The 20,781-nt window shown below is 69.0% G+C and carries 27 protein-coding genes; 10 read left to right on the forward strand and 17 right to left on the reverse strand.

Going from position 1 to position 20,781, the window contains the following annotated elements; all coding sequences use genetic code 11:
- Positions 1 to 310 precede the first annotated feature (310 nt).
- Positions 311 to 952, reverse strand: coding sequence for a TetR/AcrR family transcriptional regulator (locus E1288_RS27825; protein ID WP_235883849.1), 642 nt, complete (start codon positions 950 to 952; stop codon positions 311 to 313).
- 128 nt (positions 953 to 1,080) lie between these two features.
- On the opposite strand from E1288_RS27825, the gene E1288_RS27830 reads away from it, so the two are divergent.
- A complete protein-coding gene (locus E1288_RS27830) occupies positions 1,081 to 2,589 on the forward strand; it encodes a CocE/NonD family hydrolase (protein WP_132490104.1) in 1,509 nt (502 codons plus the stop codon).
- Positions 2,590 to 2,692: 103 nt separating this feature from the next.
- Here E1288_RS27830 and E1288_RS27835 read toward each other — a convergent pair whose 3' ends face one another.
- Both E1288_RS27835 and E1288_RS27840 read right to left on the reverse strand, forming a co-directional pair.
- Entirely contained in the window at positions 2,693 to 3,559 is an 867-nt protein-coding gene (locus E1288_RS27835) for an MBL fold metallo-hydrolase (protein WP_132490106.1), read from the reverse strand.
- 240 nt (positions 3,560 to 3,799) lie between these two features.
- Positions 3,800 to 5,008, reverse strand: coding sequence for an MFS transporter (locus E1288_RS27840; protein ID WP_132490108.1), 1,209 nt, complete (start codon positions 5,006 to 5,008; stop codon positions 3,800 to 3,802).
- Positions 5,009 to 5,092: 84 nt separating this feature from the next.
- Here E1288_RS27840 and E1288_RS27845 point away from each other — a divergent pair, with 84 nt between their 5' ends.
- Complete coding sequence (locus E1288_RS27845; protein WP_132490110.1) at positions 5,093 to 5,554, forward strand: winged helix-turn-helix transcriptional regulator; 462 nt, start codon at positions 5,093 to 5,095, stop codon at positions 5,552 to 5,554.
- Between the two features lie 80 nt (positions 5,555 to 5,634).
- Here E1288_RS27845 and E1288_RS27850 read toward each other — a convergent pair whose 3' ends face one another.
- A complete protein-coding gene (locus E1288_RS27850; protein ID WP_132490112.1) occupies positions 5,635 to 5,922 on the reverse strand; it encodes a hypothetical protein in 288 nt (95 codons plus the stop codon).
- Here E1288_RS27850 and E1288_RS27855 point away from each other — a divergent pair.
- A complete protein-coding gene (locus tag E1288_RS27855) occupies positions 5,866 to 7,158 on the forward strand; it encodes a DUF4158 domain-containing protein (RefSeq protein ID WP_408013968.1) in 1,293 nt (430 codons plus the stop codon). The genes E1288_RS27850 and E1288_RS27855 overlap by 57 nt on opposite strands.
- A gap of 24 nt (positions 7,159 to 7,182) precedes the next feature.
- Here the strand turns inward: E1288_RS27855 and E1288_RS27860 are convergent, their stop codons facing one another.
- Entirely contained in the window at positions 7,183 to 7,641 is a 459-nt protein-coding gene (locus E1288_RS27860) for a winged helix-turn-helix transcriptional regulator (RefSeq protein WP_328592494.1), read from the reverse strand.
- A 77-nt stretch (positions 7,642 to 7,718) separates the two neighbouring features.
- On the opposite strand from E1288_RS27860, the gene E1288_RS27865 reads away from it, so the two are divergent.
- Positions 7,719 to 8,303, forward strand: a complete 585-nt coding sequence (locus tag E1288_RS27865; protein WP_207954591.1) for a dihydrofolate reductase family protein — start codon at positions 7,719 to 7,721, stop codon at positions 8,301 to 8,303.
- A 204-nt stretch (positions 8,304 to 8,507) separates the two neighbouring features.
- Entirely contained in the window at positions 8,508 to 9,461 is a 954-nt protein-coding gene (locus tag E1288_RS27870) for a recombinase family protein (RefSeq protein ID WP_207954581.1), read from the forward strand.
- Between the two features lie 448 nt (positions 9,462 to 9,909).
- Here the strand turns inward: E1288_RS27870 and E1288_RS27880 are convergent, their stop codons facing one another.
- Both E1288_RS27880 and mug read right to left on the reverse strand, forming a co-directional pair.
- Positions 9,910 to 10,260, reverse strand: a complete 351-nt coding sequence (locus E1288_RS27880) for a hypothetical protein (protein ID WP_235883851.1) — start codon at positions 10,258 to 10,260, stop codon at positions 9,910 to 9,912.
- A gap of 346 nt (positions 10,261 to 10,606) precedes the next feature.
- Entirely contained in the window at positions 10,607 to 11,197 is a 591-nt protein-coding gene (gene mug / locus E1288_RS27885) for a G/U mismatch-specific DNA glycosylase (protein WP_132490117.1), read from the reverse strand.
- Positions 11,198 to 11,411: 214 nt separating this feature from the next.
- Between mug and E1288_RS27890 the strand changes: the two genes are divergently transcribed.
- Positions 11,412 to 12,443, forward strand: coding sequence for a tyrosine-type recombinase/integrase (locus E1288_RS27890; protein WP_132490119.1), 1,032 nt, complete (start codon positions 11,412 to 11,414; stop codon positions 12,441 to 12,443).
- A gap of 72 nt (positions 12,444 to 12,515) precedes the next feature.
- Here the strand turns inward: E1288_RS27890 and E1288_RS27895 are convergent, their stop codons facing one another.
- Both E1288_RS27895 and E1288_RS27900 read right to left on the reverse strand, forming a co-directional pair.
- Complete coding sequence (locus E1288_RS27895) at positions 12,516 to 13,070, reverse strand: dihydrofolate reductase family protein (protein ID WP_132490121.1); 555 nt, start codon at positions 13,068 to 13,070, stop codon at positions 12,516 to 12,518.
- Positions 13,071 to 13,197: 127 nt separating this feature from the next.
- Entirely contained in the window at positions 13,198 to 13,962 is a 765-nt protein-coding gene (locus E1288_RS27900; protein ID WP_132490123.1) for a class I SAM-dependent methyltransferase, read from the reverse strand.
- A gap of 85 nt (positions 13,963 to 14,047) precedes the next feature.
- Between E1288_RS27900 and E1288_RS27905 the strand changes: the two genes are divergently transcribed.
- Positions 14,048 to 14,449 (forward strand): DUF4291 family protein, encoded by a 402-nt coding sequence (locus tag E1288_RS27905; RefSeq protein ID WP_235883852.1) that lies wholly within the window; start codon positions 14,048 to 14,050, stop codon positions 14,447 to 14,449.
- 118 nt (positions 14,450 to 14,567) lie between these two features.
- Here E1288_RS27905 and E1288_RS27910 read toward each other — a convergent pair whose 3' ends face one another.
- The 6 genes from E1288_RS27910 to E1288_RS27930 all read right to left on the reverse strand — a co-directional run bounded on the left by E1288_RS27910 (position 14,568) and on the right by E1288_RS27930 (position 17,251).
- A complete protein-coding gene (locus E1288_RS27910) occupies positions 14,568 to 14,858 on the reverse strand; it encodes a DUF6204 family protein (protein ID WP_207954582.1) in 291 nt (96 codons plus the stop codon).
- Positions 14,855 to 15,508 (reverse strand): TetR/AcrR family transcriptional regulator, encoded by a 654-nt coding sequence (locus tag E1288_RS27915; protein WP_132490127.1) that lies wholly within the window; start codon positions 15,506 to 15,508, stop codon positions 14,855 to 14,857. The genes E1288_RS27910 and E1288_RS27915 overlap by 4 nt, the downstream gene beginning before the upstream one ends.
- A gap of 49 nt (positions 15,509 to 15,557) precedes the next feature.
- Positions 15,558 to 16,076, reverse strand: coding sequence for a GNAT family N-acetyltransferase (locus E1288_RS27920; RefSeq protein WP_132490129.1), 519 nt, complete (start codon positions 16,074 to 16,076; stop codon positions 15,558 to 15,560).
- A 20-nt stretch (positions 16,077 to 16,096) separates the two neighbouring features.
- A complete protein-coding gene (locus tag E1288_RS27925; protein WP_207954583.1) occupies positions 16,097 to 16,645 on the reverse strand; it encodes a helix-turn-helix domain-containing protein in 549 nt (182 codons plus the stop codon).
- 83 nt (positions 16,646 to 16,728) lie between these two features.
- Positions 16,729 to 16,935 (reverse strand): BTAD domain-containing putative transcriptional regulator, encoded by a 207-nt coding sequence (locus E1288_RS48165; protein WP_207954584.1) that lies wholly within the window; start codon positions 16,933 to 16,935, stop codon positions 16,729 to 16,731.
- Positions 16,907 to 17,251, reverse strand: a complete 345-nt coding sequence (locus E1288_RS27930) for an AfsR/SARP family transcriptional regulator (protein WP_207954585.1) — start codon at positions 17,249 to 17,251, stop codon at positions 16,907 to 16,909. Before E1288_RS27930 ends, E1288_RS48165 begins: the two co-directional genes overlap by 29 nt.
- 111 nt (positions 17,252 to 17,362) lie before the next feature.
- Between E1288_RS27930 and E1288_RS48170 the strand changes: the two genes are divergently transcribed.
- Positions 17,363 to 17,734: an NAD(P)-binding domain-containing protein gene (locus tag E1288_RS48170; RefSeq protein ID WP_207954586.1), complete on the forward strand. Its 372-nt coding sequence runs from the start codon at positions 17,363 to 17,365 to the stop codon at positions 17,732 to 17,734.
- Here the strand turns inward: E1288_RS48170 and E1288_RS27940 are convergent.
- Positions 17,650 to 18,540: an EamA family transporter gene (locus E1288_RS27940; RefSeq protein ID WP_235883853.1), complete on the reverse strand. Its 891-nt coding sequence runs from the start codon at positions 18,538 to 18,540 to the stop codon at positions 17,650 to 17,652. The two genes, E1288_RS48170 and E1288_RS27940, sit on opposite strands and share 85 nt — an antisense overlap.
- A gap of 69 nt (positions 18,541 to 18,609) precedes the next feature.
- On the opposite strand from E1288_RS27940, the gene E1288_RS27945 reads away from it, so the two are divergent.
- Together E1288_RS27945 and E1288_RS27950 are read left to right on the forward strand one after the other, a co-directional pair.
- A complete protein-coding gene (locus E1288_RS27945) occupies positions 18,610 to 19,461 on the forward strand; it encodes a LysR family transcriptional regulator (protein WP_132490133.1) in 852 nt (283 codons plus the stop codon).
- Between the two features lie 55 nt (positions 19,462 to 19,516).
- Positions 19,517 to 20,116 carry an MBL fold metallo-hydrolase gene (locus E1288_RS27950; protein WP_165968289.1) on the forward strand — a complete coding sequence of 200 codons (600 nt, stop codon included), beginning with the start codon at positions 19,517 to 19,519 and terminating at the stop codon, positions 20,114 to 20,116.
- Positions 20,117 to 20,186: 70 nt separating this feature from the next.
- On the opposite strand, the gene E1288_RS27955 is transcribed toward E1288_RS27950, so the two are convergent.
- Positions 20,187 to 20,747, reverse strand: coding sequence for an AAA family ATPase (locus E1288_RS27955; RefSeq protein WP_132490135.1), 561 nt, complete (start codon positions 20,745 to 20,747; stop codon positions 20,187 to 20,189).
- Positions 20,748 to 20,781: the final 34 nt, after the last annotated feature.

Genomic DNA, 20,781 nt, shown 5'->3' on the forward strand with positions numbered 1-20,781 from the left:
CGACATCCCCGCCGACCTGCTCGCCGACCAACTCGCCGCCATGGGCGACGGCTGGATGATGATGTACCCCTTCGAACCCCAGAGGTTCACCCCGAAACGACTCCAGGCCCTCACCGACGCCGCCCTCGCCTTGATCACCCCCGCCCCGGGCACACCCGCCTCATGATCCGCGAACTCCTCGCCCACGCGGCGGTGGCGCGATAACGCGACTCCCGCGAACGGGGGCGTGATCAGAACGTGAGGACTGCGTCGCCTCATGGGTGATGTGGGGTTAATCGGCGTTCGGGTCTTGTAGGCGATGTGGACACGATCACTGGTGTGCAGTGCGTTGTGGGGAGGTCAGGTAGGCCACGGCCATCTCGGTGGTCTCGTCGGCCCAGCTGGTCCAGGTCAACCCATCCGGCCAGGACTGGCAGGTGGCGGCCCGGTGCACGCACGAACTGGTGATGGTGCGGGCGGCCACCCGCAGGGCCAGGCTGCGGTCCGCCCTGCGGATGTCCTCCCCATACGGCTCGGCAGCCTCGGCGAGGGCGTCCTGGATGGCCGCGAGCGCCTGCAGGCCGCGCTCGACCCCTTCCGCGCGTTGGCCGCTGAGCAGGCCGGGGAAGATCCGGTCGTGGTGGGAGAACGTGCCCGCCAGCGCGTGGGTGAACGCGGCGACCACGCCGTCCAGTCCGGACTCCGCTGAACGGAGTGCCTCCGCGACACCGGTTTCCAGCTGGCCGAGCAGCTGGTCCTTGACCGCGTGGAGCAGTTGCTCCTTGCCGGTGAACCGCCGGTAGATCGCGCCAACGGACACGCCGGCCTGCTCGGCGACCGCTGCGACCGTGAACTCCTCGATGCCGCCGGTGGCCAGCACGTGCTCGGCGGCGGCCAGCACCTTCTGCAGGGACATTCGACTGCGGGCTTGCTGCGGAGGGCGGAAGGAGGGGGCGGCGTGCTGCTGGCTCACCGGTCTGACGGTACTGCCCGCTGAGGGATGGGTGGTCGGGGTGGCCGTGATGCGAATGATAATTTGCGTTCGCGTTTCACGGGTGGCACCGTCGCCCGGCGGAGGCGCACAACAAGAGGGGGATACCCATGCGAATCGACCGCGACGTGACCGTCCCGACCAGAGACGGCACACCGATCGTCATCGACGTGTTCCGGCCCGACGGCGAGCAACCGGTGCCCGTGATCGCTTCGATGGGCCCCTATGGCAAGGACGTGCACTGGCCGGAGCGCTACCCCATGTACGAGCTGGTCGACCAGGGCGACCACATGGTGTGGGAGACACCGAACCCGGAGTGGTGGACCGAACGCGGGTATGCCGTCGTCCGAGCCGACGCGCGCGGCACCGGCAAGTCCGCCGGTCGCCTCGACGTCTTCAGCCGCAAGGACGCCGAAGACTTCTACGACGTCATCGAATGGTGCGGCGTGCAGCCGTGGTCGACCGGCAAGGTCGCCAGCAGCGGCATCTCCTGGTACGCGATGATGGGCTGGCACGTCGCCGCGCTCCAGCCGCCGCACTTGGCCGCGGTCGTCGCGTGGGAGGGTTGCACCGACTTCTACCGGGAATGGGGCCGTCAGGGCGGCATCTACACCAACGCCACCGAAAGTTGGTGGCAGCGGCAGATCATCCCGCAGCTCAACGGCGCCGGCCACGCCAGCATGCCCGACGACCTGAGATCGCACGAGCTGCTCGACGACTGGTACCGCGAGCGAACCGTCGACCTCGCCAAAGTGCGGGTACCCGTGCTGTCGGCGGGGAACTGGGGCTCAATCCACCTGCACCTACGCGGCAACATCGAAGGGTGGCTCGACGCCGCCTCCGAGCACAAATGGCTCGTGGTCCACGTCGGCTCCCACATCGACCCCTACTACGCGGACTGGGCCAAGGACCTCCAGCTGCGGTTCCTGCAACGCTTCCTCGGTGGTGACCAGACCGCGATGGACGGCATCCCACCCGTCCGGCTCGCGATCCGCCGCGGCCACGACGTCGAATGGCGCGACGAAAAGAACTGGCCGCTTCCCCGAACCCAATGGCGCCAACTCTACCTGGGGCAGAAGGAACTCGGCTGGCACCAGCCGGCCGAGGACCGGGCGCCGTACCCGGCCACCTTCGACTTCACCGCCACCGAACGGCTGGAACTCACCGGCCCGCTCGCCCTTCGGCTGTGGGTCTCGTACATCGCTGACGACCTGGACGTCTTCGTCCAACTCGAACAGTACGACGCCGACGGTCAGCGCATCCCCGCGATCGGTCCCGGCGGGGCAGCCACGCCGGTGCCGATGGGCATCGGCTGGCTGCGCGCCTCCCACCGCAAACTCGACCCCGAACGCACCCTTCCGCACCGCCCGTGGCACAGCCACGACGAGATCCAGCCCCTCGAACCTGGCGTGCCGACCCTGCTCGCAGTGGAGATCTGGCCTACCTCCATCACGCTCGGACCCGGGCAACGCCTCCAACTGCGCGTCCAGGCCGACGACGACAACATGGGGCTGCTCGCCCACAACGACCTGGACGACCGCAAGAGCGGACACGGTGCCACCATCCACCTCGGCGGTGACTACGCCTCACACCTGTACGTTCCGGTCATCCCCAACTGAGACTGGAACCGCGGTGTGCCAACGTCGAACGGCCACGACCTCGGAGCATGTCGTAGTCGCAGAACGTTGGTCAACGTCCGTGGGTGCCCCATGCAGTCGAGCGCTACGTCGCGAGGAACCGGCCTTGCTCGACTTCCTCGGCCAGCCCCTTGCCGATCAAACGGTCCAGGTGCCGCATCGCCGTCCTCCGCTCGACCGGATTCACGTGCGCGCCTTCCACATGCGGCCGGTAGACCAGCCGGTGCTCGACGATCTCCGCGACAGTCCGCGGTTCACCGAGCAGCCCCAGCAGCACCGCGTCCCGCTTCTCCACCACACCGGCAAAGGCATCGAGTCGCCTGCAAAACTCATCGGCACCCTCGATCACACCCTTCTGATGCGACGTGCCGTACCAGCGGGCGTCGATCTCCCGGCACCGGCGCATGGACTCCTCGAAGTCCACGAGACTGCTGCCGACGTCGCCGTAGTAGGGACCGAACGACGTCAGGTCGACATCCGCCACGAACAGGAATCCGTCCGGCTCGACCAGGAAACCGCAGTGACCCGCCGTATGACCGGGAAGGTGCACCACGGTCACGGTGCGCCCACCGAGGTCGAACACGGCTCCGTCTGTGAACTCCAGCGCATCCGGACGACCGTTCACGTGGAAAAGATCCCGCAGCTTCCGGTCGGCATCGTCGATGGCCTCGGGAGGAAGACCGAACCCGGCGACCATCACCTCGCGAGATCGCAGGCCGTCGATGTCCGCCTCGTGGATGTGGACCGGCACGTCGTAGCTCCCGAGACCGGCGACGTGGTCCTCATGCGCGTGACTCACGAGGACCACGTCCGCGGGTGGCGCCGCTTCGACCAACGACAACGAGGGATCGACGACCAACGCGGCGTCGCTGCCGCGCACCACCAGCGAGTTGCCGAACGGGTAGGCGCCCCGCTCCGCTCCGATGAGCACGGTGACCTCCCCGTACTTCATTTCCGTGTACCCCGTGGCGACCAACTCGAGTTCCTCCCGCGTGCTCTCGGCTGATGTGGTTCAACCCGGGATCGACGCCCCCGGAATCCGGCCGCCAAGCACCGCAGCGCCGTTCGTGCTGGTCAGGAATCCCGGCGTGCGCGCCGGCCGATGGAGGCACCGTACCGAGCCCCAAGATTTCACGCAACGTCCGTTATGCAAATTGCGGAGTGTTCGTAGTCGCCGGGTCCGGCCAAAGCGTCATGCCCGGCTCGCTTTCTGCGGGTCGTTCAGAGGCAGGCGCGGGTCGGTCGCCACACGACGGCTAAATGCCCAGACCACGAGCGCGCAGGCAGCGAAGGCTGCGCCGAGGATGCTGGAGCCGGCCCATCCGGCGTCGGCGAACACGGTGGTCGTCGTGGTGGCGCCGAGCGCGGACCCGAGGGAGTAGAAGATCATGTAGCCGCCGACGACGCTGCTGGTGCGGTCCGGGTGGGTCATGGTGAGCAGGTGCTGGTTGCTCACGTGCACGGCTTGGACGGCGAAATCGAGCACGACCACGCCGATGACGACGAGCCACAGTGACCACGCCGCTTGTCCGATGGCCAGCCATGAGGCGGCGAGGAGGACGAGTGCTCCGCCGGTGACGGCGCTCGTGAATCCGGCGTCGGCCCAGCGTCCCGCCCGGGCGGCGCCAAGCGCGCCGACCAGGCCGGCAAGGCCGAACAGGCCGATCGGCGCCGTGCTCAGATGCCACGGGGCGGCTGCGAGCGGTAGCGCCAGGCCGCTCCACAGCGTGCCGAAGGACGCGAACAGGAAGAACGCGATCAGCCCGCGCGAGATGAACAGGCGCTCGCGGAACAGTCCGCCCAGCGACGCCAGCACCTGTCGATACGTGGTGCGGTCGGCGCGCGTGTCCGGCGGCAGGGTCTTCAGGACAAGGCACGCCAGCGTCACCAGGAGCACGGCGAGCGCGACGTACACGCTGCGCCAGCCCCATACCGCGGCTAGGGCGCCGGCCGCGACACGTGCCCCGAGAATGCCGATGACGACACCGGAGGTCACCGCGCCGAGGTTGCGGCCGCGTTCCTCGGGCATGGACAGTGCTGCGGCGTAGGCGACCGTCGTCTGGACGACGACCGCGAACAGGCCGGCGGCCAGCAGCCCGGCAAGCAGCACCCAGGCCCGAGTGGCTGTCGCGGCCAGCGCCGCACCTGCCGCGGTCAGCAGAAGGTGCCCCATTATGAGCTTGCGCCGATCGATCATGTCGCCCAACGGGACGAGAGCGGCCAGCCCTGCCAGATAGCCGAGCTGCCCGGCGGCGACGATCCATCCCAGGTGGGCATCCGGTACGCCCAGGTCGGTTCCGATCTGGGCGAGAACCGGCTGGGCGACGTAGATGCTCGCGACGGCGACCGCGCAGACCGCGGCGAACAACGTCCTTCGGCCAAGGCCAATGGTCAGGCCCATCCGTCCTCCTTCGATTAGTAGCAAATTGCAACTGATTCGAAGATACGGCAGAATGGTTTCAAACAGCAACTCTTCGGGGAGGGCATGGTGATTCAGACCGCGAGCAGTGCCGAGGATGTGGCCTGGACGGACCCGCCCTGCCCAGTGGCGCGAACGCTTGACCTGATCGGTGATCGTTGGAGCCTGCTCATCGTCCGCGACGCCATGGACGGCGCGCGAGCGTTCACCGACTTCCAGCAGCGCACCGGGATCGCCCGCAACATCCTCACCGACCGGCTCCGCCGGCTGGTCGAGCGAGGCATCCTCGACCGGAAGACCGCACCATCGGGCAGGCGGCAGCTCTACACGCTCACCCCTGCCGGGCGCGACCTGTTCACCGTCATCGTGGCTCTGCGCCAGTGGGGAGAACGCCACGCCTTCGCCCCCGACGAGAACCACTCCGTCCTCGTCGACGAACTCGGTCTCCCGCTTCCGGAGCTCCGGCCGGTCGGCTCCAGCGGCAACCCCGCCGACGCCGACACGACCTCTGTGCGAAAGGATCACTGATCCCGGCGCCGATGGGCTTGCTTCGGTCACTGCTCAGCGAGTTTTCAGCATCCGGGCACTCGCCAGGGACCGTCCGGGTCTTAGCGTGATTCCTTCTGCGGGTGCTCGACCTCGCCTTCAAACCGGCGGTACATGCCGTCGGCGCCGAGATGGTCGATCACGTCGTTGGTCAGCAAGCCGTGCTCGCGGTGGCCGAAATCGGTGAAGGTGATGCGGCTGAAGACGTCGAAGAAGTTCTCGCGCCGTTCGCAGTGGATGTAGTCGATCTTCTCGCCGGGGTGATCGGCCTGAAGTTGCGCGAAGACCAGCTCGTGGCCCTCGATGAGATTGGTCCCGGCGATGTTGCAGGCTTCTCTGAACCAACGCATGGGTGCGCGACCGTTCGCAACGTCGGTGCGTTCCTCGACGACCCGTTGGACGTGCCGGTCGAGCTGGTCGCCTACCTCGCCGAGCAGCTCGGCATCGCAGACGCGTCGTGCGTGAAGTCCTACGGCGAACGGGAAAAGACGCGGTTCGAGCACGTCTGGGAGCTACGCCAGGTCGGCGGCTGGCGGGAGTTCTCCGCTGTGGAGGACGAGCTCGGCGAGTGGATCGAGGCCCGGTCCTGGACTACCGGCGACGGCCCGAAGGCGCTGTTCGATGCGGCGGTGGCGTGGCTGCGGGAACGGCGGGAGCTACTGCCGGGCATGACAACGCTGGTGCGGCTGGTCGCTTCGCGGCGGGAGGTGGCGACGCAACGGTTGTGGGCGACGCTGCACCAGCTGCTCGATGACGAGCAGCGCGGAGCCCTGGACGGGTTGTTGGAAGTTCCGGAGGAGCACCGGAATTCGCAGCTGGACAAGCTACGGCGCCCGCCAACACGTGTGTCCGGTCCGGCGATGGTCGACGCGCTCCAGCGGGCCGCGGAGATCCTGGGGCTGGGGTTCGCCGAGGTCGACACCGAGGTGGTGGTGCCGCCGCGGCGGTTGGCCGAGTTGTCTCGCTACGGCGTGCAGGGCAAGGCCAGCTTGCTGCGTCGTCACGGGGACTCGCGGCGGCTGCCGACACTGCTGGCCACCGTGGTCTACCTGCAAACCCGAGCGGTCGACGACGCCCTGGACCTGCTGGATGTGCTGATCTCCTCGAAGCTGCTTGCCCGCGCCGAGCGGGAGTCGGCCAAGGAGAAGCTGCGCACCCTGCCCAAACTCGGGAAGGCATCGGCGAAGCTGGCGGCGGCGTTCGGGGTGCTGTGGGAGGTCACCGGCGCTCACGACGACTTGGCCGAGCAGGCCGCCGATGCCGGTGATGTGGTCGAGCCGGTGAGCCTGGGGCAGGTGTGGGCCGAGATCGAGGCCGTGGTGCCCCGCTCGGAGCTGGCGGCGGCCCTGGTCGCGGTGGTGGAGCTGGCCGGACCGCCGGACTCGGATGCCGATGAGGCGTGGCGGTCCGAGCTGGTCAAGCGGTTCGCCACAGTGCGGCCGTTCCTGCCGCGGTTGTGCGAGGTGATCCGCTTCGACGCCGCCCCGACGGCACCAGGGTGCTCGCCGCGCTGGGGGACCTACCCAAGCTGTGGGACGGCGGCCGCAACAAGGTCGCCCGCAGCGAGATCGACGATCAGCTGCTGATCGGCTCATGGCGGCGACTCGTGCTCAACGCGCCGGAGGTGGAGCCGGGCTGCGTGGACTGGCGCGCGTACACCTTCCGCGTGCTGGAGCAATTCCACAGCAGCTCGGCCCGTACTCGTAGCGATGGCGTTGTGGCGCGGTGGCGTGCGCCCCATTGGCCGAGTGCGGCCATGACGGGGACGAGCTGGATCGCGGCCTCGGTGAGACCGTATTCGGCGCATCGGCCGCGGCCGGCCTGCGCCCGGGTGAGCAGGCCGCCGGGACCAGCCGCCGGAGGCGGTCGGCGAGGATGTTCGAGGCGATTGCCTCTTCGGAGCGTTCCTGCAGGACGCGGAAGTGCCGCCGGTTGCCGAACATGACATCGCGCAGGACCAGCAGCGACCAGCGGTCGCCGATCACCTCCACCGCGGCGTTGATCGCGCAGCCGAGCGCGGTTGGTCTGATCTCCTCCTCACCATGCCGTATATAGCACTTGCGGTTCATCACCTGCTATCTTCCGCAGGACCGCTTGCAAGTCGCAATCACTCAGGAGGTTCGCGGTGCCGGACACCACTTGCCACATGTCGATCTCACTGGACGGCTTTGTCGCCGGGCCGGAGCAGAGCCGGGAGGACCCTCTCGGGAAACGGGGGCAGGAGCTGCACGGCTGGCACATCGGCGACCCGCGGGCCAACGACGCTGACAAGATCGCGAACGAATGGCTCATGCGCCCTCGGGGTGCGTATGTGATGGGGCGGAACATGTTCGGGCCGATCCGCGGGGACTGGGATGAGGACTGGTCGGGCTGGTGGGGCTCCGAACCGCCGTATCACGCGCCGGTTTTCGTGCTGACCCATCACCGCCGTGATCCGATCCAGATGGACGGCGGGACGACGTTCCACTTCGTCACCGAGGGCTTCGACGCGGCCTACTCCGCAGCGTGTGAGGCCGCCGGGGACAACGGGGTGGACATCGCTGGCGGTGCCTCGACCGTCCGGCAGGCACTGGCCGCCGGGGTGATCGACGAGCTCACCCTCGACATTGCACCCGTCCTGCTCGGATCGGGCGAGCGCATCTTCGACGGGGTTGAATCCTTCGGCTTCGAGCCCGCCGAGGTGCTTCACTCACCGCTGACCACTCACATCCGCTATCGCCGCGTCAGCTGACTCCGCGGCCCGCCGCCGCGCTGCGCAGCAGGACGGTCATTCGCCGTTGCAGCTCCTGTGTGGCAGAGCTGCAACGGGCGTAACCGATCCGGATGTCCGTCGGTGCTGACCTCGTCCGGTTCGGCCACGGGGCCAGATGTCCGGGTTTCCAGGGTTTGCCGGGGCCGCGGTCAGCGGGCACCGCGACGGCGAGCTCGTCGCGCAGTGAGCCAGCTCGACGCGCTCGCCCGGGCCCAGTGCACGCGGGTGTTCTCGGAGAAGATCAGCACCCGGATCAAGACCCGGCCCGAGTTCGAAAAAGCCCTCGCCCTCGCCCACGAGATCAAGCAAGCCGCCCAGCGCCAGCAGGTCGTGCTCACCGTGCACGAGATGAAACGCCTCGCCCGCAACGCCGCCGAGCTGATGACCCTGTCGGCGACGCTGCAGGCCGGCGGGATCGGGCTGGAGATGCTCACCGGGCCGCTGACCGGCAGCTACGACCCACGCGGCGCTGGCTCGATACTCTTCGCGGTGCTCGCGGTCGGCACTGAGCTCGACCGCAACTACATCCGAAAGAAGACCCTCGAAGGCCAGCAGGCCGCCGCCGCGAAAGGCAACCACGGCGGCCGACCGAAGGTCATCGACGACGACTCGCTCACCTTCGCACTCGCCCTGAAGGCCAAGGGCGTCCCCGTCGGCGAGATCGCGAAGAAACTCACCATCAAAACCGGCAAGAAAGCGGACCAATCCCCTCGGTCGCCTCGCTGTACCGGGCACTCGCCGAAGCCGAGGAAGCCGCAGCCGACGACGACCTGCCGATCAGCCCCAAACGCGTCCGCATCCGGCGCCCCGATGATCCGCAGACGCCCGAAGAAGCCGACCTACGCCAGCGCCTCCAAAACCAAGTACTCCAGTCCTTGGAAACCGAATAGCCAGCCGCGGGCCAGATCATCGCTGATCAACCGAATCCGCCCGGATATTCGGCGACCGCCCTTGTGCTGCGGATCACAAATAATCTTCGAGGTGACGCGCTCACAGCTCGCTGACCAGCAATTTCAAGGCTTAGCGCTAGTTTTCGTTCCGATGTTCCTCAACCCCCATGACCTCGGCCGATGGTTCGAAGTAGCGGCCGACGTTCTCCGGCTTCTTGTGCCGGGACTTTGCCATCAACAGCAATAGGGAGGCGCCGGCCTCGCCGAGGTGGGTCGGCGCGGAGTGGCGCAGTTCGTGCAGGTCCCAAGGCGCATGACAGCGCGTTGTGCGCCGCTTGTCAGCGCCTGGACGTACATCAGGAAAAGGCGGGGATACCGCCCTAGGACACGTTTTCAGCAGCACGGCGAAACCCAGCCGTTACCCCGACTTGTTGCCCACCAGCTTCCAGTCCTCGCCAACCAGTGTCCACGACCCGGCCAGCTCGTCCGACGAGCACTCACGGCGCACAAGCCGTAACCGTAGGGCCGCGCCACGCCTGAACAGCAGCAGGCCCTGACTTTGCGGCTCGGGTCAGCTTCGGGAGTTCCGGGCCGTGCCGGGTTGTCGGCGTTTCGGCGGGAAAACAACAGTGGCCCTGGCACCGGCGCAGGATGCAGGTCTGCGCCAGTGCCAAGGCCACCGCCTCGCGCTGCTCTTACCGCTTCTTCTTCGGCGGATCCTTGCGCAGCAGATCAGGGCCGATGATACGGCGCACTACCCGGCGAACCAGGCTGCGCTTCTTCACCGGGGCGGGCGGAGCCGATGTCACCGGCTTGACCCGCTCGGTCGGGGCCGTCACCGACGCCTGCGGTTGCGGACCCGTCATCCCCGCGGCCGGCGCCGGCGGGTCGGGGTTGAGCAGCTTGGCGAACTCCGGCTGCTCGTCGCGGATCGCGGGAATGTAGGGCTGGGTGACCTCCACCCTGGATGGGGCGTCGGCCATCGGCGGCGGCGAAGCCGCCGGGCGGGCCGGAACGACCACCTCGTCCAGGGGCAGCTGGCCCACGATGCGGGTAGTCGGAGGTCCCGAGTCCAGTCGCGGCTGCTGCGCTTCCGACTGGAGCACGGGCTGGAACCACGGTCGAGCAAGGTCGTCTTGAATAGTCATCCGTATCGACTCTGCGGGGGAGCAAGGGGCCAATGTCACCGGATCAGGGGCTTCCCTCACCGGCGGGTCAGACCCTACCGGTAACGGACAGATAAAGCACACCCCCGTGTTCCGTATGTCTCGCTGCGTGATCACAGCGAGTCCCGAAGCGGCCATCCGGCGTAATCAAGATCCGCCAAGCGACGGCGAAACCCATCGGTCCTGCCCTCGTTAGGCGCCATCCGGGGCGGTTTTCGGGTGCCGGTCAGCCCTGCGGTGCGCCGGAATCCGGTTGCGGCGGCTCGCCGGGCAGCGAGACCTGCCGCAACTGGCGGAACTCCGCGGCCAGCGTGCCCGCGGTCCAGTGCGCGTTGAGGCCGCTGGGATTCGGCAGCACCCACACCCGCGCGCCCTCGATCCGCCGGTCCTGTGGCCCGACCGTCGCCCGCCGTTCGCCGAACGCCGTCCGATACGCGGTGATCCCCACCACCGCCACCCACGCGGGCTGGAACCGGCGCACTTTCTCCACCAGCACCTGCCCGCCGGCTCTCAACTCGTCGTCGTTGAGCTCGGCCGCGCGAGCACTGGCCCGCGCGACGAAGTTGGTGATGCCCAGCCCCAACGCGGGCAGCTCACCCTGCTCGTGCGGCTGCAGCAGGCGCGGCGTGAAGCCCGAGGCGTGCAACGCGGGCCAGAACCGGTTGCCCGGCCGCGCGAAGTGGTGGCCGGTGGCTCCCGACCACAGACCCGGATTGATCCCGCAGAACAGCACCCGCAAACCGGGGGAGAGGACGTCCGGAATCCTCGCCCCCTCCGCCGCGGCCAACTCCTCCGCGCTCGGCCGGTTCCCCGCCAACTCCCACCTCCGGTTCCCGCAACCAACACCGGACCTTAACCGGCGGCCACGGCGTCCCGAACCCGGTCCGGCCGCGGCTCCGGCAGCGCCTCCGCGCAGATTACGTAACACTATTGAAAATAACGTTACTAACCAAACGAAACAGAATTTTGATTCGAGAAACGCCTCCCAATGCACCGCGCATAATCGCGCTTATGTGCGGTAAACTGGTTCGGTGAGCATCACCGGGGAAGCGCGGGCGTCAGTCGTCGGCCGAGAGGCGCAAACGGAACTCCTGGCCACGCCCACGCGCACAGGCCACACCGTGGGCGCGTTGATCGCGGCGTGGCTGGGCTCGTTCGCGGACTCCGGAGCCACCCGCGCCGCCTATGCGCGAGATCTCCGTGAGTACGTGGAGTGGTGCACGCGCCGGGAACTCGATCCGCTCGACGTGCGCCTCCCGGAGGTGCAGATGTACGGCGCCGAGCTCGCCGCGGCGACCAACCCGCGCACCGGGCGCGCGTTCGCGGCCAGCACCCGGGCGCGGAAAATCGCCGCCGTCTCCAGTTGGTACACCTTCCTCGTGCGCGCCGGGGCGATCGACGCCAACCCGGCTCGCGACGCCGCGCGGCCCCGTTACGACAGGCAGCACTCGCCGACCGCCAGCGTCTCCGAGCGCCAGGCCGCGCAGATGCTGACCGCCAGCCGGGACTACCGGCATCGCAGCCTCGCGCCCGAGGCGGTCGCACTCGTGATGATGCTGCTGATCGATCTGGGCATTCGCGTCTCGGAGCTGTGCCACGCCGATCTGGCCGACCTCGGGCAGCGCGACGGCCTCCGGGTGCTGACCGTGCGCATGAAGGGCGGCAAGGTCCGCACCCGGCCCATCCCGGCGCCGCTGGTCCCGGTCCTGGACGCCTATCTGGCGCAGCGGCCGGACGCCGACACCGGCGCCCTGGTGGTGACCCGGCACTGCGAGCGCATCAACCGCCACCAGGTCTTCCGGCTGGTGCAGACGATGGCCGCCGAAGCCGGCGTGCCGATGCCGCAACGGATCACGCCGCACTCGATGCGGCACACCTTCAACACCATCGCCCGGGAAAGGGGAGCGGCGCTGGAAGACCGGCGCGACGCGCTCGGGCACTCCTCGGCGGCGGTCACCCAGCTCTACGACCACGTCGCGGTGTCGCTGACCCGCGACCCGGCCCACCTCGTCGCGGGAGCGACCAGTGAAACCCGCGAAACGACCCCGAATTCGCCCGAGTGATCCCGTTGATCATTTCCGTCACGGTGACGGAAATGATCAACGGGATCGTTCTGGTCGGTCTTGCCGATCCGGCTAGCGTTTCGGCGCGTAGCGCAGGAGTACGACGCCAGAGGTGAATGGGCGCGTCTCCAGCAGCTCGAGATCCACACGGGCCGAGTCGAACAGGTGGGCTCCGTGACCGACGGCCACCGGGAAGACGAACAACCGGTACTCGTCGACCAGGTTCGCCGCGATCAACGCGTGGACGAGCTGGATGCTGCCGGTTGCGACGATGTCCCCGCCCGGTGCCGCTTTCAGCGCCGCGACCTCGTCGACGAGCGGTCCGCGCAGCACCGTGGAGTTCTGCCAGCCGGGTTCGGTCAACGTGCTCGACACGACGTACTTGTCCACCGCGTTCAGGTAGTCGGAGACGCCGGTGGTGTCGTCGGTCTGCTTCGGCCAGAACTCCCGGAAAGCCACGAAGGTGTTGCGGCCGACCAGCAGGGCGTCGGCCGCTTCGCGTTGTTCGGTGAGCGCCGCGGTGATGTCGGACCGGTCGACCTCGTTGTCCAGGGGATCGAACCAGCCGCCCGCCATGTCGATCACGCCGTCGACGGTACTGTTCTCAGTGACTACGAGCTTGCGCATGTGAACCTCCTCGTGGAGGTGGACTTCCGCTGCCGGTGGAAGTCATCGCCGAATCGCTTGGGTTCGCCCGAAGGGCCACGATTCCCCAGTGGAGCGAGGCGGGAATCTTGAGTCACGGTGACGAAAATCAGGCCGGTTTGCGAGCCTCGATGAGAACCCGGGTCGAGTGGGCGATGAACGGGCCTTCGCGCTGGATCCGCTCGTGCAACTCGCGCAGCCGGTCCCGGTAGCGGTCGACGGTGAAGTCCGGCACCGTCCAGATCACCTTGCGCAGGAAGTAGATGACGGCGCCGACGTCGAAGAACTCCATCCGCAACCGCTCCAGGCGCCTGTCGACGACGTCCAGTCCGGCTGCCTCGGCTTCGGCCCTCTCGACGTCGGGATGGCGCTTGCGGCGGATGTCTTCGGACAGCGGCCCGAGGAAGAACTCCACGAGCTCGAACACGGTCTCCGGGCCGACGTGCTGGGCGAAGTAGGTTCCCCCGGGCCGCAGGACCCGGGCGATCTCCGCCCACCACACGGTCGCCGGATGACGGCTGGTGACAAGGTCGAACGCCGCGTCGGCGAACGGCAGTGGCGGCTCGTCCCGGGCTGCCACGACCACCGCGCCCAACGGGTGCAGCAGCTCGGTGGCCTTGGCGATGTTCGGCGGCCAGGACTCCGTCGCGGCCATCGCGGCGGGGAAGTTCCCGGCGCCGGCCAGCACCTCGCCGCCGCCGGTCTGCACGTCCAGCGCGGCCGACGCGGCACCCAGCCGGTCGCCCAGCAGCCGCTGGTAACCCCATGACGGGCGCTGCTCGGTCGCGCGACCGTCCAACCAGGAGAAGTCCCACCCATCGACCGGTGCGGCCGACGCCTCGGCCACCAACTCCTCGAACGAACTCGCCGACATGCGGCCGATCTTCCCAGCCGGCCACGCGCGCATCCACCGAATATTCGGTGACTGGAAGGAACATCCGGTTGACAGAGTGCGACGCATGTTGCGCCAGCGCCAGATTCGCTGCGATTATGACGCTCGCACGATCGTCGTCTACCAAGCGTACTCGCCGGCCGTCGCCGACCCGGCCCTGCGCGCCAACCGGTTCGTCCCACCGTTCTCGTTCAACCGGATGACATGGATCAAGCCATCGTTCCTGTGGCTCATGCGCCGCAGCGGCTGGGCGCAGAAGGCCGGGCAGCAACGCATCCTCGCGGTGCGGATCACCCGGCAGGGGTGGGAAGAAGCCCTGTCCCGGGCCGTGCCGCCGACCGCTGATCCGGAGGCGGTCGCGTGTGCCGCGGTCCACGTCCAGTGGGACCCCGAACGCTCAATGCGCGGCGCTCAACCACTACAGCATCCAGGTCGGCATCGGCCGGGATCTGAGCGGCAGGTTCGCTGAGGAATGGGTCGGGCAGTCCGTGAAGGCGAAGCGGCTGCTTCCTCCGGAGCGGGTCTACCCGGTGCCCCGGGCCATCGCCGGAGCCCTCGACATCGACGAGTGATCCGGCAGCGCCGGGTCAGGGCTTGCGGCCCTTCCGGCGGATCTTGATCTGGCGCATGTCGGTCACCGCCGTCCGCAGGACCTGGTACGGGTGGCCGTGGGCGTCCAGCGCCGCCAGCGCGCGCTGGGTCGCCTCCCGCTCGCCGTCGTCGTCGCGTTCCGCCGGAACCTGGCAGCGGAAGGTGAACGCCGAAACGGTGCCGTCGTGGGTGAACGTGCCCGCCTCGGTGAAAGCGGTGTCGGTGGTCGCCAGGACAGCGGCGCGCCCGGCCTCGCTGAGCCCGTCGAACTTGCCTCGGATCGTCACTCGGAACACGGTTGGTCCTTTCGCATGGCGTAGGCGAGAACGCGGTCGCCGAGCACGTCCTCGATGGTGGTCAGCAGATCCAGCGTGGCCTCGGCGATCGCGTCGGGGCTCTCGCCGGCCGTGAGGCGCTTGCCGATCTCGGCGAACACCAGGGAGTGGAAGCAGCCCAGTTGGTGGGCGATCACCCGGGGCAGCTGGTCGTCCGGTGCGGCGCCGGTCTCCTCGGCGAGGACGGCGGCGAGCGCGTCGGTCATCTGCTGGCCGAGGGACTCGAGCCGGGCGAGGAGCGTGGGCGCGGCCCGCATCATGTCGAAGACGCGGCCGAAACCCCCGGTCAACCCGACCTTGCGGTCGCGGCGGTGCACCTCCTCGCGCAACTCGCGCAGGATCGCGTCCGCCGCGGACTCGCCGACGCGGCGTTGCCGCACCATGTCGGCGAGTCGTTGCGGGGACGCTTCGTCCGGCGGCAGGACGAGGTCTTCCTTGGCCGGGAAGTAGTTGTAGACGGTGTTCGCCGACACCTCGGCGGCCGCGGCGACCTCCGTGATCGTGACGTGCTCGAAGCCGCGCTCGACGAACAGGCCCATGGCCACCTCGGTGATCCGCTGCCGTGTCTGGCGCTTCTTGCGCTCCCGCAGCCCCTCGGTCATGCCACAAGCTTAACTCGACTCCAATATTGGAGTCGACTCCATTATTTCTTCAGGCGAGTTGCTTGTAGAAGAAGCTGCCGTCTTCGAGGCGACCGGCCGGGTCGGCCGCGTAGCCGGGCACGATGCCGAACCGCGTCCAACCGGCGGCGAGGTAGAGCCCCTCGGCAGGACTGCCGGTGGCGGTGTCCAGGAGCAGCAGGATGGCGCCCGCGCTGGCGGCGGCCCGTTCGGCGGTGGCAAGCAGTTCGCGGCCAAGCCCCTGGCCGCGGGCGTCGCGGTGCACCATGAGCTTGACGATCTCGGCGCGGTGCCGGCCGTTGGGCTTGGATTCCAGCGCGAGACTGACGGTGCCGGCGATGCCGTCGGGACCGTGGGCGGCCCAGACGATCAGGCTGCCGTCGGCGATCGCGGGTTCCCGGGTCTCCCACCAGGCCACAGCCGCGTCCTGGTCGAAGGGTTCGAGGAACCCGAGCGAGAAGCCGCCGTCGACGACATCGACGAGGAGGTCGGCCAGTTCCTTCACGTTGTCGCGGAAATCGGCGGCGGACAGCCGGGTGATGGTCGACAAGGCGGTTTTCCTCCGGGTGATCAGGGCAGGACGATCAGCAGGGCGTAGCGGACCGGTTCGGGGCCTGGGCAGCGGAAGCGCGACCGGCCCCACAGCCGGAACCGCAGGCAGTCGCCGGCCCGCACCTCGTGCACGTGGTCGCCCGCGGTGACCTCCAGGGCTCCCGCCAGCACCCAGATGTGCTGCTCCAGGCCCGGCACGGCCGGGCCGTCGTAGGAGATGTCCGCGCCCGGTTCCAGCACGCCTTCGACGACCTCGCCGCGCAGTCCCGGATGCGGCGGGGACACCGAGCGCCGGGTGAAGCCCGATGCCTCGTCCCGCCACACCTCCTGCCGGTCGACGCGCACCAACTGCGGCGGCTCCGACTCCACCTCGGCCAGCAGCTGCGACATGGTCCGCCCGTAGGCCGCGCACAACTTGTTCAGCAGCGCCGCGGTCGGGCTGATCTCGGCCCGCTCCAGCCTCGACAGCGTCGAGCGGCTGATCTCGGTGCGCTGCGCCAACTCCTCCAGTGGCCAGCCGCGCTCCACTCGCAGCTCCGCGAGCCGACCCGCAAGCCGGGTATCCATCTCAGAGCCATTTCTCATATTCGGGAGATTAACTCAAATATGAGATGGATCGGAAGCCGGGTGCGGATGTCACCGAGAGCGCGTCATGGCAACCCTGCGTCGGCATCGTCGGCGTCAGAAGCGAACTCGGCAGCGAACTTCTCGCTGCCGAGCACCGCGAGAACCCTGGCGGTTATGCGATCCAGGTCGCCCAGGCCGGCGAAGGCGTCTCCCTGCCACAGGGCCAGGGCTTCCGCCAGCAGATTCGCCCTGGTGCGCGGGTCATCGGTGCCGTGCGCGGCGTCGGTCATGTCGGTGAACCGCCGGGTCCCCAGGGCCGATGCGCTGCAGATACCCCGAGGGCCGCGACTCCACCAGCAACTCTGCCCCCGGCTCGGCCTTCGCCAGGGCGCGAGGCAATCGCGAGATCTTCGTCTGCAGGGCACCGGCCGGGTTTCCGGGCAGCCGATCGCCCCACAGGTCGTCCACCAGACGGTCCGCCGTGATCGTGCGCCCCGCATCGACGAGCAAGGCGGCCAGCAGGACGCGCACCTTCGCCTCGGGGCCGTCGACCGGCTGCCCGGCCGACGGCCAGGCAGCCAGCGGGCCGAGCACGGAGAAGTACATGGCGGCACAGTAACCGGCCGACAGCGGCCATCCGGGACCGACAGCGACTCGACAGGATCCCGACAGCCCTGGTCGGCAAGGCGAGAACACACCGAACGACAGGAGAACCAGATGTCGGAGAACCACGACCACGAACAGTCCGGCAGGACGCAGGGCATCGGCACCGACGTGCCTGATCTGTTCAAGGCTCTGAGCGGGCCGCGGTCGGCGGTCACGGCGCGAGCGTCATCGAAACGATTACGAAGGGCGAGCGGAATGCCTGAGCAGACCAAACCGCGCGTGGCGGTCCTCGGCCTCGGACGCGTGGGCGCGCCGATCGCCACCGCGTTCACCACGGCCGGCTACGAAACGACCGTGTGGAACCGCAATGCGGCGGACTTTCGCAGACGAGCGCGCCGCTACTGGCGCGCGGTGACGACGCTGACGACGTTCGCGGCGACGATCGCCGCGATGCTCAGCCACTCCAGCACCTGCAGGTTCTGACCGAGGAACACCAGTCCCACGCCGGCCGCCAGAACCGGGTTGATGCTCATGAAGATGCCGAAGAACTGCGCGGGAACCCGCCGCAGCGCCAGCATGTCGATCAGGAACGGCACGGCGGAGGAGAGGATGCCCGCCGCGGCCGCGCAGCCCAGCGCCGCCGGGGTCGGCGGATGCTGGATGAGCACCGCGATGCCGATCGGCACGAACAGCAGACCCGACAGCCCGGCCGAGGCGGCGGTGCCCTCGGCACCGGGCAACCGGCGGCCCACCGAGCGGTTGAGCAGGATGTAGGACGCCCAGCACACTGCGGCCAGCAGTGCCAGGCCGATGCCGACGTAGTCCGTGGTCGGCTGCGGGCGGGTCAGCGCCACCACGCCCGCGGCGGCGACCACCGCGCACCCCAGATCCACCACGCGTCGCGACGCGGCCAGCGCGACCGCCAGCGGCCCGAGGAACTCCAGCGTCACCGCAAGACCGAGGCCGATGCGGTCGATCGCGCTGTACAGCGACAGGTTCATCGTCGCGAACACCGCCGCCAGCAGCAGCACCGGCTGCCACTGGCGCCAGGTGAACGCCCGCAGCCGAGGGCGCCCCACCGCCAGCAGCGCGACGGCGGCGATCCACTGCCGGACCACCACGACACCGGCCGGTCCGATCACCGGGAACGCCAGCGACCCGATCGCCGCACCGACCTGATTGGACAGCCCGCTGCCGACCATCATCGCGATTCCCGCGTAGCGGCCGCCGTTCTCCGCGGTGGGCGCCGGGATCGCCACGGGCCGCCGCACATGCGCTGTCGTTTGCATGGCACAGAGCCTGCGCCTCCGCGGTGCTTCCGCAAAATGCATCCGACGCGCCAGCTATACGCTTGGGTTATGGATGTGGAGCTGCGGCAGCTGCGCTGCCTGGTCGCGATCGCCGACGAGGGCACCTTCACCGACGCCGCCATCGAACTAGGCGTCTCGCAGGCGGCCGTCTCCCGCACGCTGGCCTCGCTGGAATCCGCCCTCGGCGTCCGCCTGCTGCGCCGCACCAGCCGCGAGGTCGTGCCCACCGCCGTCGGCACGCAGGTCATAGCCCGCGCCCGGCGGCTGCTGGCCGAGGCCGACGATCTGGTGCGCGACGCCACCTCCGGGCACACCCGGCTGCGCATCGGCTACGCCTGGTCGGCCATGGGCCGCCACACGGTGGACTTCCAGCGCAGGTGGCCCGCGCTGCGCCCGGACGTCGAACTGAGCCTGGTGCGCACCAACTCCGCCACCGGCGGCCTCGCCGAAGGCGCCTGCGACGTCGCCGTGGTGCGCACCGAACCCGACCAGCGGCGCTTCGATGGCGTCATCGTCGGCCTGGAACGCCGGTTCTGCGCGGTGGCGTCCGACGATCCGTGGGCCCGCCGCCGTTCCATCCGGCTGGCCGAGATCAGCGAACGCACGCTCCTCATCGACCGCCGAACCGGCACCACGACCACCGAACTGTGGCCGCCGGAGAACCGGCCTGCCGTCGAGTACACCCACGAACTCGACGACTGGCTCACCACCATCGCCACCGGTCGCAGCGTCGGCATCACCGCGGAGAGCACCGTCGACCAATACCCGCGCCCCGGTGTGGTCTTCCGCCCACTGCGCGACGCCGCGCCCATCGCGGTCCGTCTGATCTGGTGGCGCGACGATCCGCACCCGGCCGCGCAAGCCGCCGTCGCCCTGCTCACCGACCTCTACCGGTCGTAGGAAGAAGCGAGAAGCGCGATGTGCTGCTAGGCGGTCGTGGCGGGACGATCGGTCGATGGTGGAGCTGACGCTGCTGGGTGTGGGCGCCATGAACTCGCCCCGCTATCGCCCCGCTGGGCTAGCGGTGCGCTGGGCCGGGCACCGGGTGGTCATCGACGGCGGCGGGACCGCGCGTGAAGGGGACCGCGTCGACGCCTGGCTGGTCTGCGACGAGCACGCCGAGCTCATGCCTTCGATCCGGCGCCGCAGCGCCGCTCTCGGCGTACCGGCCGGGGCCGTTGAATACCGGTCAGGCGGGGTCCGGCTGCTACCTCTGCCGGTCGAGCACACGTCGCATCCCACCTTCGGCTACCTCATCGACGACCACGGGCACCGCGCGGTGTGGGCGCCGGAGTTCTGGGTCTTCCCCGGCTGGGCCGCCGACGCGGAGCTGATGTTCGCCGACGCCGCAGGCTGGGACCGGCCGCTCCGCTTCGCCGGCGGCGTCGGAGGGCACGCCGCCGCTCTGGACACCGCCGAACGCGCCGCCCGCGTGGGTGTCGCCAGGCTCGTCTTCGCCCACATCGGCCGCCCATCGATCCGCGCGATCGACCGCGGCCAGTCACCGCCGTTCGGCGAATGGGGCGCAGAAGGCCAGACCTACCGGCTGCGGTAGCACAGGCGATCAGCGGGGTCGTGCCGCGTGGTGGGCGTTTCCGGTTGAGGGGGCCCGCCCCGCAGGCTGCCTACCGGCGGCGCTCGTCGCCGGCGAGTTCGTCGAGGACGAATCGCATGCGCTGGTCGACCGTTGTTCGCGGTAGGTGAACGAGTTCGTAGCCGTAGTCGGTGTAGGCGGCGACCATGTGCTCGTAGGTGCGTTCGGCCTCATCCGGGGTTTGCTTGCGTTCGCCGTCCTGGCGGTAGATCTCCGGCCAGAACGGGGCGATCAGCACACGGTTGCGGTACCGGAACCGCCGCGCGGCGGCATCCACGTGCGGGGGCACCGGCAGGCCGCTCAGCCGCAGGTAGCCGACGATGTCGGGCAGCCCTCGGTCGAAGATCACCGGTCCGCGCCGGAGACGGGCCTGCCGGTGGGAACGCAGGTCTCGCTGCAGCATCAGCTCGGCGAACAACGCCCGGTCCGCCCAGGGCAGGCCGCGGCCTCCGGTGGCCAGCTGATCTGCGATGACGCCGCGGCCCGCCTCCGGCGAGCAGGCGCATCCGGCGGCGGCCAGGCGCTCGACGAGCGTCGTCTTGCCCGCCCCGGGGCCACCGGTGATCACGACGAAATCTGCTGGCGACAACATGCCGACCTCCACCATCGAACCCGTGCAACGGTTG

The organism is Saccharopolyspora elongata (assembly GCF_004348985.1).
In the GTDB taxonomy this organism is placed as follows: domain Bacteria; phylum Actinomycetota; class Actinomycetes; order Mycobacteriales; family Pseudonocardiaceae; genus Saccharopolyspora; species Saccharopolyspora elongata.